This is a genomic window from Legionella clemsonensis, assembly GCF_002240035.1.
GTDB classification, from domain to species: Bacteria; Pseudomonadota; Gammaproteobacteria; order Legionellales; family Legionellaceae; genus Tatlockia; species Tatlockia clemsonensis.
On the sequence record NZ_CP016397.1, the window covers coordinates 1,238,313 to 1,250,897 of the forward strand.

The following is a 12,585-nucleotide window of genomic DNA, read 5'->3' on the forward strand; positions in this document are numbered from 1 at the left end:
GGAAAGAGATAATGAAAACATTATGGAGCAGTTTATTATTAGCCTGTGCAACTTTCACACATGCTGACACTATGTCTTTAAATGTTAATCCGAACCAAAAGGAATTTATCATAACGCTGCCAGCTAATCCAACAACAGGATATCAATGGACAGTAGAGAAATATGACAAATCATTTTTAAAACTCTTATCCAGTAATTATCTTGCAGCAAAAACAAAATTAATAGGCGCTGGCGGGCAAATGCAGTTCACATTTCAGCTGCTAAAAGGAAAAAGCTATCCTCAAAGTACAACCATGCAATTTAAATATGCCAGGCCATGGGAACAAGAGAAGGGAACTTTGAAGCAGGTTACGGTAAATTTCAGTACCGATAAACCGTCTTCATCACAATAAGGAATGAAAGTAATGACTGCACCAGATAACAATCAGGTGCAGCAATGAAATCAATTAGGCGATTTCGACTTCTTCAGCTTGAGGACCTTTTTGTCCTTGTCCTGCTTTAAACAATACTGCAGTACCTTCAGACAAGGTCTTAAAACCACTGCTTTGAATTGCACTGAAATGTACAAAGTAATCCTTGCCGTCGCTTTCAATGAAACCAAAGCCTTTCTTATCGTTAAACCATTTTACTTTACCGCGCATTTTTTCTGACATAGTTACTCTTTTCCTATAATTGAAATCAGATTGTAGCACTCATTCTCAGATCTTTCTAAAGATTTTACAAGAGCTATAAATTAAAATCTTTTAAAGGCGGTACTGTTTATTAATGCTCAAGCACCAACCTTATCATACACGGGTATAGGATAGTTCATTTTTCAATATTTCTACAATCCTTTTAGCAGCCTCTTCCTCTGCTTCAGGACAATAGCTACGCGTCATATTCAAATACAATTTGCCATCAGAGAGTAGTTGGCTGGTTACCTGAATAATGTTATTTGTGGATGTACCTACTAGCATCCCTATACCTTCCTTGATAAGTTGAGGCTTCTCGTTACCCAAAATTAAAACCGGTTTATGTAGTATCGGCGCTTCCTCTTGCATGGTAATAGAATCTGTCAATAATAAAATGGCACGTCGCATTAAATGGACAAACTCATCATATCTAAGGGGAGGAAGCAGATGAATCTGTGGTTGATTTGAGAAAATATTTTTAAAATATTGCTCTGACTCGGAAGCCTCTGCTAAAGAAAATAGGAAATTAATATCCTCGAATCGGTTAGCTAATTGAATAATTGCCTTGCAAATGTCGCTTAAAGGTTTGCCCTTTTGTTGGGTACTGATAATAATAAAGTTATAAATTGGGCTGACTGGGTTTGTTTCAGCCTTATTTTTTATGATCCAATGCAAAGCATCTGCTACAGTGCTTCCTGTGATAAAAATTTTATTTGCAGCAATTTGTTCTTGCATTAAATTTTCTTTTTCCAGGACAGAAGGTGCAAAATGCCAGGTTGACAACAAGGTCGTTAAGGCCTGATGCTTTTCATGTAGAGAGTTTATTAATCTGTTGTTGCTTAATCCTGCCTCCATATGACCAAAAGGAATGTGGTGGTAAAATGCCACTAAAGAAGAAATAAAGACGGTGGTCGTGTTTCCTGCTGCAAGTAATGCGTCAAAATAATGTCTTTTAAAGAACACGTTGAATTTAAGAAAAACAGTGGCAATAAAATCATGCGTTGCCAGCTTTTTAGTTGTTCTGGTTAACTGACAATCTGGAGTCAAATTAAATACGGAAAGGGTCTTATCAAGTGACTCCTCAGATTCCTCAGCACTTATCAGTGAAGTTTTTGCCCAAGGTGCAGTTTTAAGTTCAAATAGTACGGGCGCCATTTTAATAATTTCTGTACGTGTACCAACAATACACCCGATAGAATAAGTTTTTGCTTTAGTCATCGCTAGTTTTCCTTAAGCAGTGGGAGCACGATGACCACGGTACCTCCTGTTTTCTTTTGGGGGTCATATAACGTTACAAAATTTTCATTCAGCCATTTAGCATCTTGTATAAACATACGAACACAACCGTGACTTGCTCGATAACCAGGCATGTCGTCGGAGCCATGCAAGGCAAAACCTTTATGAAAAAACATGCAATAAGGCATTCGAGCGCCGCCACGACCAGCGGGGAAAGCATTTGAAACACAATGTTTACCTTCCTTGCCAAAGATTTCAAATATTCCTGTTAATGTCAGGCAGGAATCCTCACTGTCTGAACATTTGTCGCTGCCTGAGGAAATGGGGCCCCATCGTACTAGATAGCCATGTTGATCATAAGCTCCCCAGGCTAATTTTGTCTGATCAACAATAATTTGTTTATTATCGGAAGGATTAATTTTTAAGGGAAATGGCGATAAATCGAATAAAGTGACTGTGGCCAACTTTTTAGGCACAGCTAACACTTTTCCATTCCATAAGCGGTTATTGGTGCGATTTAATCGTTGTACCAAATCCCTTTGAATGGGATCAGGAAATAATTTCTGCCAATTTTTTCCCCGTGTTACTTTTATGCAAGTATAAAATTTATAGTTGCAAAGGGCTGGTCCATAATATTTGGTTTTTTGTGTCTCTGCTTTTGCTAATAAAATTGCAGGTAAAAAGCAGAGTAGTAAAATACCCCTTTTCATAAATTATTCCTTCATCATCAAAATAAATGATGCATAAATTGTGCAAAAAATAACCAAATGATGTGGCCTACATTGGCAGACCGTTTAACTCATGATTTATGAGGTGGCGTGTTTGACCTGGTATTGACTATGCATGGAGTGTTTGTTGAGTCGAGAAGGAATCAATGCAGCAAAATACTCAAGAGGTTAGTAGAGGTTCTAATACGGCCCAAATATTAGAGAGTATTTTAGACTGAGCTCTGCTGTTTGGATGTAAACCATCTTGTTGCATGAATTGTGAATTTCCTGCAACACCTTCCAGAAACATAGGTATTAACGGTATTTGGTATTGATAAGCTAATTCCTCATAAACAGTTGCAAATTTTTTTAAATAAGCGGGACCATAATTAGGGGGTAATTGTGTGGCAACTAACAGTACTTTGGCATGTGCGCCTTGGCTTGTCTTAATTATTTTTTCGAGGTTTGATTTCATTTGTATAACGGGCAACCCTCTTAAGCCATCATTAGCACCTAACTGTATAATCACTATATCAGGTTGATAACGTTTGAGTGCTTGGGGGAGTTTAGCCAGGCCGTTACTGGTGGTATCTCCGCTTGTACTAAGGTTTATTATCCGGTAATTGTAGTTATTTTCTTTCAATTTTGCATGAAGCAAGTTCACCCACCCCTCTTGCGTATTAATACCATAGGCAGCGCTTAAACTGTCACCAAGAACAAGAATAGTTTTTGCCTGTACAGGTGCTATGATGAAAACTAATAGTAGTAATAAAAGGAATTTATCTTTCATGAATCACCTAGACGTTATCAGGTTGAGTAATATTAATTTTATGGTAAAAAGTGGATCTTTTGATCTTCATATCCTGAAAGATATCAGCTTTTCAATCAAGCGCGGTATCACGATTGCAGTGACTGGTACTTCAGGATCGGGAAAAACTTCTCTACTTAACATTATGGCAGGTCTGGATTTACCTACCACCGGAGAGGTTTTTTACGGAGAACAGGAAATTACCAAATTAAGCGAGGATGAACGGGCAAAACTTCGTGCCAGGCGAGTGGGATTTATTTTTCAGTCATTTCAGCTACTTCCTAATTTAACTGCTTTGGAAAATGTCATGCTGCCGCTGGAAATTAATCACTATGAAAATCCATTGAAATCAGCTGATAATTGGATGAATAAGGTGGGTTTAGGCAACAGAGCAGAGCATTATCCACTTCAGCTGTCGGGTGGGGAGCAACAACGCGTTGCAATAGCAAGAGCCTTTGCTATTGAGCCCGATATTTTATTTGCTGATGAGCCTACAGGAAATCTGGATAAGCAAACAGGTCAAACTGTTACTGATTTATTGTTCGCTTTAAATGCACAGCACAAGACAACACTGGTCATTGTCACGCATGATGAAAGACTGGCTGAACGTTGTCAGTTCCAGTGGCGCCTGAATGATGGAAAGCTTTTATGTTAAAGATTCCCTTAACCGTCAAGTCACTTATTCGTGATTGGCGAAGCGGTGAATTAACATTGCTGTTTCTTGCTTTAATCACAGCAATGACCTGTATCAGTGCGTTAAACATTTTTGCGGGACGAGTCAATGAGCAACTAACTAAACAAGCCTCTCATTTTCTGGGTGCTGATTTGGTAATTAAAAGCAGCTTTTCTATCAATGAAGCTTGGATTCAAAAAGCCCAAACTTTGGGATTAAAACAATCGTTATCCTTATCGTTTCTAACGATGGTAGAACATAATGAAAACCTGCAACTTGCCCAAGTGAAAGCCGTTAAAAATCCTTTTCCTTTATTAGGGGAGTTAAGAGTGGCGTCACAGTTACATAGCCCCGGCATTAAGTTAGTTACAGCACCCAAACGAGGAACAGTATGGTTGGCTCCCCGACTTTTTCCATCCTTAAAGCTCAAGGTAGGGCAGCAGTTAATGGTTGGTGCAGCTTCATTGACAGTAGCTGGTGTGTTAATTGAAGAGCCGGGTCAAACAGGAGACTGGTTTAATATTTCCCCCCGCATTTTAATGAATTGGCAGGACGTCCCTGGTACTCAGGTCGTACAAACCGGTAGCAACGTGGCTTACCGTTGGTTACTGGCGGGTTCTAGGGATCAGTTAATGGCATTAAAGGCTTACATAATGCCTCAGTTAACGGAACAACAAGAATTGATAGACAGCACTACCACTAATCCTTCAGTTCACCAAATTATTCAGCGAACCCTAAATTATCTTAATTTAGGCACATTAATGAGTTTGGTTTTGGCTGGAGTAGCTATTAGTATGGCTAGTATGCGCTACAGTATGAGGCATATGCAACAAGTAGCGGTGCTTCGCTGTTTTGGTGCTTCACAGTATCAGATTTTAAAAATTTATTTAGGGAGTCTTTTGCTTTTAGGGATATTGGCTTGTCTCCTTGGGATAGGGCTGGGTTATGCAGTGCAACCCTTACTAATGCAATGGCTGCGTGGATTACTACCGCAGTTCGATAATCGTATTCCATTAAAGCCAGCTTTTTTTAGTTTGGCAATTGGCTTAATCGTGTTGCTGGTCTTTTCTTCTATTAATATTCTGAAATTGCGTCATATTACCGCCGCCAATATTTTTCGCAGACAACACTTATCTGCCAGTACAACCTGGTCAGGGTATAGTTTGGCTTTCTTGCTTCTGGGGTTGTTAGCTTATTTTTACACAAATTCCTGGCGGCTTACCCTAACTGTGTTGTTTGGATGTAGTTTTTTTATCGGTTTGGTCACTAGCTCGTTATGGCTAATTTTTAATAGCCTTTCAAAAGCCAGACATTATATCCATATTAACTGGCGCTTTGGTTTTGCCAATATTGCTCGTAATTTCGGTAACAGCGCTTTACAAGTTATTGGCATCGGTTTGGCATTAACGGCTATGCTAAGTTTATTTATACTAAGAAATGATCTTTTAAAAAGCTGGCAACAACAACGGATAGAGAATAGTGCTAATTATTTCCTTATTAATATTGAGCCGACTCAAGTCAATCGCATTGCCAAATTTTTGACAGTCAAGGCGATTGACGTGTCTGCTTTCTACCCAATGGTGAAAGGACGTTTAATTGCTATTAACAATGAATCAGTACAAAAAATTTTTGGCGATAAAGTAGAGAAAATCAATGTGCTTAGAAGAGAGCTTAATCTCTCCTGGACTACCTCTCTTCCTCCTGGTAATAAAATTTTAGAGGGAGGATGGGATCCCAAGCAGCAGAAGGCTTGGGTTTCCGTTGAAAAAGGGATGATGGAAAGGCTTAATCTGGCTCTAGGAGATAAAATCAGCTTCAGAATAGGCGATAAAATTATTACTGCGGTAATAACCAGTATGCGTTCCGTTAACTGGGCTACGTTTAATCCTAATTTTTTTACGCTCTTTAAGCCGGGCCTTTTAAATGATTTACCACAAACCTATATTGCCAGCATGTATTTAATACCTGCACAGCAAACTTTGCTGAATGAGCTTGTTGTCCAATTTCCCAATATCACCATCATTGATATTGCAAGCATTCTTGAAAAAATTCAGTTCATTTTTGCAAATACGGCGAAGGCAATTAATTTTATAAGTTTTTTTGGTTTGCTCGTCGGTCTGATTATAGTGGTACTAGCAATGCTTTCATTCGCTGGAGTCAAGCAGCAAGAAACTCATATTCTTAAAATTTTGGGAATGGGGAAAAGCCAATTATTATGGATTCAAAGCAGTGAATCCTTACTTATCGGGTTTTATGCCGGATTAATGGCAGTTCTTACAGCAAGTCTTATTAATAATTATCTGGCCAAAGTAGTATTGGAGCTTGATTTTGCTTTTCCCTGGAAATTAATGCTAATTATTCCTATTGCAGCTGCACTGTTTACAGTGTTAGTAAACAGTTTGGTTTTAAGAAGTCAATATCAGCAGAAAGGATTAACTCGAATGAACAATTGGGAAGTTTAAGGATGAATAAATTTTTTGTTAATTTGCTTATCACTTGCAGGAAGAGGTATTCCTTCAGTTATAATAGGGACTGTTTATTTAAAAAGGATCTACCGTGCGTACATTAATCTTATCGTTACTTATTGGCCTACTTTCTTTTGGCTTAATTGTTAATGAAGCTGCTGCAAAGCGTTTTGGAGGTGGTAGAAGTTTTGGCGTGCAACGTTCCCATCATAGCCTTTTTGCTTCCAAGCCCAAACCCACGTCATTCAATCAACAAACCAGTAGAAGCAGATGGGGTGGTATGTTGGGCGGTCTTTTGGCAGGTGGTCTTTTAGCCAGTCTCTTTATGGGAAATGGATTAGGAAGCGGGTTGTTGTCTTGGTTAATTGTTGGCGCTTTATTGTTGTTTATTGTTAACTTCCTCCGTCGTCGTATGCAGCCAGGATTTCAATCAGCGAATACCTCAAAGCAAGCGTTTAACTGGCAAACCAATGCTCAAGCCAATACCATGCATTATCAAGCCTCAGGACATTATCAAAGAAATTCTGCAGGCTTTAACGAAGAAGAATTTTTACGTGAGGCGAAAGTAAAATTTATTCGCTTGCAAACTGCTTATGATCAAAAGAACTTACAGGATTTGCAAGCGTTTACAGCGCCAGAAGTATTTGCCGAAATCAAGATGCAATTGGATGAGCGAGGTGATGAGCCTAACAAAACAGAAGTTGTTGCTCTCAATGCCCAGTTACTTGATATTTCTGAGCAGAGTGATTCAACGATTGCCAGTGTGCGGTTTACTGGTTCTATTAAAGAAAACAACGATCCTGCAAGCGCCTTGGATGAAATTTGGCATTTTCGTAAGTTTCATGGCACAAATATCTGGGTTGTTGGGGGACTCCAGCAAGAAGTGCCTCAACCCTTATAAAATCCCCTTTGTCGCGATAGTTATCGCGACAAGCTTCTTAGCCTTTAACTAATTGGAAGCGTTTATCACTAAGAAATAGCTGGACTTATTTCTTTTTATTTACATGATTCAGTTTTTCTAAAAGGCAAATATCTGGGTTCCCAAAATAGATCATTAATGAGTTGCTCCAAATCGACATTCTGATTGATCTGCGCCAGATTTTCATTAATTGCTGTATGCGCCACGGCAATGGCAATTTGTTTGGCAACAGTTTGGGCATCATCCAATGAAGGAAGCAATGGTAAAAAGCTGTCTTTCTTACTCGGCGCATGTTCGCTTAGTGTCGATGCTGCAGCCCAAATCATTCCCTTTGAGAGTCTTTTGGCTTTAATCGCCAGAATGCCTAATCCAATACCCGGAAATACCAGTGCATTATTGCACTGAGCAATTTGTAACAGACGATTCTGATATTCAACGGCAGGAAAGGCAGTTCCTGTAGCTATTAACGCTTTTCCCTGGCTCCAATTCATAATATCAGCAGGATGTGCTTCGCATTTTTCATCAGGATTAGAGAGAGGGAAAATAATTGGTCGCTCGCAAGTGGCACTCATTGTTTCAATAATATCCTGAGAAAATGCTCCAGGCTGTGCTGAGCAACCAATTAAAATAGTTGGTTTAATTTGTCGCACCGTATCGGTTAACGACGGATACTGTCTACCCGGGTGTTCCCAATCAGCAACCTCTGCGGCTTTACGCGCATAGGGTTTTTGTGCTTCGGTTAATTCAAGATCTGAATCAATTAGCAAACCTTGGCGATCAATTAACCAAAAACGATCATACGCTTCTTCTTTACTTAAGCCGCGACGAGCCATGGCGTCAACAATCTGATCACTAATTCCTGTGCCAGCAGAACCTGCACCGAAAACAAGAATACGGTGATCCTCAAGCTTCACGCCTGTTACATCACAGGCTGCTAACAAAGCAGAAAGAGTCACAGCGCCTGTACCCTGAATATCATCATTAAAGGTACACAATTTATCGTGGAATTTATCCAGAATGCGTCTGGCATTGTTGCGTCCCAAATCTTCCCAGTGAAGAAAGGCATTGGGAAAATGCTTATGGATAGTATTGACGAAAGTATGAATAAAATCATCATACTCTGCGGTATTAATCCGTGGATGTTGACAACCCAGATAAAGTGGATCATTAAGTAAATTTTGATTATTAGTCCCTACATCCAAAAACACAGGCAGTGTTCTTATCGGATCAATGCCGCCACATAAAGAATATACCATCAATTTTGCGACAGGGATGTCCATACCACCAATACCCTGATCGCCAATTCCAAGAACGCCTTCTCCATCAGTGACAACGATTAAATCAATCTCAGGATTTGTACGATTATTAATAATTTCTTCAATTTGATTTTTGTCTGAATGAGCAATATAAAGCCCTCGAGGTTGACGATATTCATGGCTATAGCGCTTGACTGCTGTTCCTACAATAGGGGTGTAGATAGTTGGTAACATTTCTCCTAGGTGTTTACTAATTAATTTATAAAAAAGAACCTGATTTTTATCATGTAAATTATTTAGATAAATATTTTGCTGTAGCCTGGAACTGTAGCTGGAATATTGCAAATAGGCACGTTTTACTTGCTCATCCAACGTTTCAACGCGATGCGGTAATTTTCCTAATAATCCAAAAGCTCGGCGCTCTTCCTGAGTAAAAGCGGTACTCTTATTCAATTGAGGTGTGGTTAACAGGGGTTTGCCGCAAATTGAGGTTTCCATGATGAGTTCCCCGGTTTGCTCATCACGAACTACTTTAAAATCTAGCATGAGTCTATCTTACAAAATTCGGTGCGCTAACAATAGCGAATCATTCTCATTTATTCAATCTAATTAATTTATGCACGCTCTAAATCTTGCCATTGGAGTAATTTTTTTGAGACCCATTAAGATGAACCCTGCTTGAAGCGGCGCTTATTAATTTCAACATAGCGTTCACTCCACACAAATGGTAACATCGGAATCTTCTAATGTTATTGAGAGATTGCTTATGGGGAAGGTTTTTTTACTCCTAGTTTGTGCCTCCTTATTTTTAACTGCCTGTGCGGTTCATGAGGAAAGTTACTACCGTAGAAATCCACAAGCTCTACAGCAGGCAATAAAAGATTGTCCTAATAAAAAGCCGCAACAAATGAGTTGTGAGCAATTAACCATTTTGGCAGAAGGCATTAACCAGTTAGCTTATCAGCTGCAAGCTAATCCCCAAGCTTTTGGTAAAAAAATTTTGGCATTACAAGAAACACTGGCAAAACAACAAGCGGAGTTAAAAGCTAATCCCAGCCAATCCAGCCTTAAAATTTCAATCGAAAAAAATGAAAAAGAGCTGGCGGAACGTTTAGCGATTGTAAGATGGTTGGAGTCTCCTGAGAGTTAAGGTATGCGAATTTTAGTAAGTAATGATGATGGTGTTAATTCTCCGGGAATACGTGCTTTAGCCAATGAAATGTCGCATATTGGAGAGGCCATAGTTATTGCACCTGATAGAAATCGTAGTGGTGCCAGTAACTCTCTAACTTTGAGCCGGCCTCTGCGTATTCGGCAAATGGATAATGGTTATTACAGCGTTGAAGGAACTCCCACCGATTGTGTACACCTTGCTGTGACAGGATTTTTAAAACCTGCTGTAGATATCGTTGTTTCAGGAATTAATGACGGTGCTAATCTGGGGGACGATATTCTTTATTCCGGCACTGTCGCTGCTGCAATAGAAGGTCGTTTTCTGGGCCTGCCGGCTATAGCTTTCTCTATGGTTGGTGATAATATTCAAAACTATGATGCAGCTGCCATTATTGCCCGTAAATTAGTATTAAAGTTAACTGCAAATATGCTGCCTTCTCAGACTATTCTCAATGTGAATATTCCTGACTTGCCTTTGGATAAAATTAAGGGAATAGAAGTTACTCGTTTGGGTACACGGCATGGCGCTGAGCCAGTTATTAAGGAATATGACCCGCGCGGCCGCCCTATTTATTGGATAGGACCTCCTGGCATGGAGGCAGACGCTGGTCCAGGAACAGATTTTTATGCAATAAATCAATGTTATGTGTCAATCACGCCCCTACAACTTGATTTAACCCATTATAAAGTCTTTGATCAACTTTCTGCATGGGTCGAAACAATTAATCTGGAATAATAAGCCTACCCCACATTAAAGAGACTAATAAATGGTGTGCATGGAATCGGAGAGTTCAATGTATACAAGTAGTGATTGCGAGAAATCAAAGATGTATAGATTAGGTGTATTATTGCTTTTTTTGTTGTTGGGAGGGTGTGAGTCCAGAACTACCCTGGCACCCGTTGAAGAGCTGAAATGGCATCCCTATGGCAAGCAATCCTCTGTCTATACGGTTCGACGCGGTGACACGTTGTATTCTATAGCTTTTCGTTACGATACCGATTTTAGAGCGCTTGCAGCCTTTAACCATTTACGAAGCCCCTATACAGTAAGAGTAGGACAGGTTCTGCGTATAGGTTCTGCTCCTGTTCCTCACAAAACTGTTTTTCATCGACAGCAAACCGCAAGAAAACCTCTCTATTTAACAAAAAGAACTACAATTAAAAAAGGGACGTCAAAAATTATCCCTAAAGACAGGTGGACGCCATCAGCTGCTAATCAACACTGGATTTGGCCTGTGAATGGTCGTGTAGCCACCAGGTTTGCACCACAGCAGGGTAAAAAAGGCATAGATATTGCTGGTAAAAAAGGGGAGAAAATCCGAGCCGCTTCCAGTGGTATTGTAGCTTATTCAGGAAACGGTTTATCGGGGTATGGCAACTTGATTATTATTAAACATAATAACCAGTTTCTTACAGCCTATGGTAATAATTTACATAATTTAGTAAGGGAAGGACAAAAAGTTAAAGCTGGGCAAATTATTGCCGAAATGGGAGTTATTGATAGACGATTTTGGGGGGTGCATTTTGAAATCAGAAGGGCAGGAAAACCAGTAAACCCTCTGAATTATTTAGGAAGAGGTTAAGAACCTTACTGATGTTGCTGGATAGACCAAAAAGGGTGTTTTTTTCTTTAACAGATATAAACACATAGGTGATATGATGCAACCAGATGATGAATCAATAAAAGCTGATCAGATTCCAGAGGAAGATTGGGAGGCGTCTCCGAATGATGAGACCCTATTAAATGAAGATGATCTTGCTCAAGTAGAGGGCGATGATGATCTTACACCCGATTTTAGCGACGAGGAAGCATTCCCAAGTTTTCAGCGTGGTAGACAAGCAGCAAAATTAATGGACGCTACTCAAATTTATTTAAGCGAAATCGGGTTTTCACCCTTATTGTCAGCAGAAGAAGAAGTCTATTATGCCAAACGAGCGCTTAAAGGTGATGCGGCTTCACGTAAAAAAATGATTGAATCGAATTTACGCTTGGTAGTGAAAATTGCCCGTCGCTACCTCAATCGTGGCTTGCCCTTATTGGATCTTATTGAAGAGGGTAATCTGGGATTAATGAAATCTGTTGAAAAATTTGATCCTGACAGAGGTTTTCGCTTCTCTACTTATGCCACATGGTGGATTAGGCAAACGATTGAGCGTGCCATTATGAATCAAACAAGAACTATCCGTTTACCTATCCATGTGGTTAAAGAACTTAATGTTTATCTAAGGGCTGCGCGCCAGCTTACCCAAAAACTTGACCATGAACCCTCAGCTGAAGAAATTGCTGAGATGGTGGATAAACCGATTGAAGATGTTGAAAAACTATTGGGATTAAATGACAAAGTGGCTTCTGTAGATACCCCGATAGGTTATGATGAAAACAAATCCTTGTTGGATACTATTGCTGATGAAAACAGCATGAATCCGGCAGAATTACTGACTGATGAAAATTTGCGTACTCATATTGAGTCGCTACTGGATAAACTGACTGAAAACCAACAACAAGTGATAGCACGACGCTTTGGCCTGCGAGGATTTGAAAAAGCTACTCTTGAAGATGTCGGTAAAGAAATCAATCTGACACGTGAGAGAGTAAGGCAAATTCAAGTGGAGGCTTTGAAGACGCTTCGTGGATTATTAGAGCGAGTAGGTTTAACCCAGGAAGACTTATTTTAAG

The 12,585-nt window shown here is 39.6% G+C and carries 13 protein-coding genes; 8 read left to right on the top strand and 5 right to left on the bottom strand.

The window, feature by feature from the left end; translation table 11 throughout:
* The first annotated feature begins 11 nt into the window (after window positions 1–11).
* Window positions 12–392, top strand: a complete 381-nt coding sequence (locus clem_RS05330; protein WP_094090680.1) for a protease inhibitor I42 family protein — start codon at window positions 12–14, stop codon at window positions 390–392.
* A gap of 54 nt (window positions 393–446) precedes the next feature.
* Here the strand turns inward: clem_RS05330 and clem_RS05335 are convergent, their stop codons facing one another.
* From clem_RS05335 to clem_RS05350, 4 genes are all read right to left on the bottom strand, one after another.
* Window positions 447–653: a cold-shock protein gene (locus clem_RS05335; protein WP_094090681.1), complete on the bottom strand. Its 207-nt coding sequence runs from the start codon at window positions 651–653 to the stop codon at window positions 447–449.
* A gap of 132 nt (window positions 654–785) precedes the next feature.
* Window positions 786–1,889, bottom strand: a complete 1,104-nt coding sequence (gene wecB / locus clem_RS05340) for a non-hydrolyzing UDP-N-acetylglucosamine 2-epimerase (RefSeq protein ID WP_094090682.1) — start codon at window positions 1,887–1,889, stop codon at window positions 786–788.
* 2 nt (window positions 1,890–1,891) lie between these two features.
* Window positions 1,892–2,617, bottom strand: coding sequence for a L,D-transpeptidase (locus tag clem_RS05345; RefSeq protein WP_094090683.1), 726 nt, complete (start codon window positions 2,615–2,617; stop codon window positions 1,892–1,894).
* A gap of 178 nt (window positions 2,618–2,795) precedes the next feature.
* A complete protein-coding gene (locus clem_RS05350) occupies window positions 2,796–3,404 on the bottom strand; it encodes an arylesterase (protein WP_094090684.1) in 609 nt (202 codons plus the stop codon).
* Between clem_RS05350 and clem_RS05355 the strand changes: the two genes are divergently transcribed.
* The 3 genes from clem_RS05355 (at window position 3,403) to clem_RS05365 (ending at window position 7,461) form a co-directional block, all read left to right on the top strand.
* On the top strand, window positions 3,403–4,077 hold the full coding sequence (locus clem_RS05355; protein ID WP_094090685.1) for an ABC transporter ATP-binding protein: 675 nt from the start codon (window positions 3,403–3,405) through the stop codon (window positions 4,075–4,077). The two genes, clem_RS05350 and clem_RS05355, sit on opposite strands and share 2 nt — an antisense overlap.
* The gene (locus clem_RS05360; RefSeq protein ID WP_094090686.1) at window positions 4,071–6,557 is read left to right on the top strand and encodes an ABC transporter permease; all 2,487 of its coding nucleotides are present in this window, start codon (window positions 4,071–4,073) and stop codon (window positions 6,555–6,557) included. The genes clem_RS05355 and clem_RS05360 overlap by 7 nt, the downstream gene beginning before the upstream one ends.
* Window positions 6,558–6,651: 94 nt before the next feature.
* On the top strand, window positions 6,652–7,461 hold the full coding sequence (locus clem_RS05365) for a Tim44 domain-containing protein (protein ID WP_094090687.1): 810 nt from the start codon (window positions 6,652–6,654) through the stop codon (window positions 7,459–7,461).
* A gap of 95 nt (window positions 7,462–7,556) precedes the next feature.
* Here clem_RS05365 and clem_RS05370 read toward each other — a convergent pair whose 3' ends face one another.
* A complete protein-coding gene (locus clem_RS05370) occupies window positions 7,557–9,281 on the bottom strand; it encodes an NAD-dependent malic enzyme (RefSeq protein ID WP_094090688.1) in 1,725 nt (574 codons plus the stop codon).
* Window positions 9,282–9,501: 220 nt separating this feature from the next.
* Between clem_RS05370 and clem_RS05375 the strand changes: the two genes are divergently transcribed.
* The 4 genes from clem_RS05375 to rpoS all read left to right on the top strand — a co-directional run bounded on the left by clem_RS05375 (window position 9,502) and on the right by rpoS (window position 12,584).
* Window positions 9,502–9,885, top strand: coding sequence for a hypothetical protein (locus clem_RS05375; protein ID WP_094090689.1), 384 nt, complete (start codon window positions 9,502–9,504; stop codon window positions 9,883–9,885).
* A gap of 3 nt (window positions 9,886–9,888) precedes the next feature.
* Entirely contained in the window at window positions 9,889–10,644 is a 756-nt protein-coding gene (surE, locus tag clem_RS05380; RefSeq protein ID WP_094090690.1) for a 5'/3'-nucleotidase SurE, read from the top strand.
* A 91-nt stretch (window positions 10,645–10,735) separates the two neighbouring features.
* Window positions 10,736–11,491 (top strand): peptidoglycan DD-metalloendopeptidase family protein, encoded by a 756-nt coding sequence (locus tag clem_RS05385; protein ID WP_408606890.1) that lies wholly within the window; start codon window positions 10,736–10,738, stop codon window positions 11,489–11,491.
* A gap of 76 nt (window positions 11,492–11,567) precedes the next feature.
* Window positions 11,568–12,584 (top strand): RNA polymerase sigma factor RpoS, encoded by a 1,017-nt coding sequence (gene rpoS / locus clem_RS05390; RefSeq protein ID WP_094090692.1) that lies wholly within the window; start codon window positions 11,568–11,570, stop codon window positions 12,582–12,584.
* Window position 12,585 lies beyond the last annotated feature (1 nt).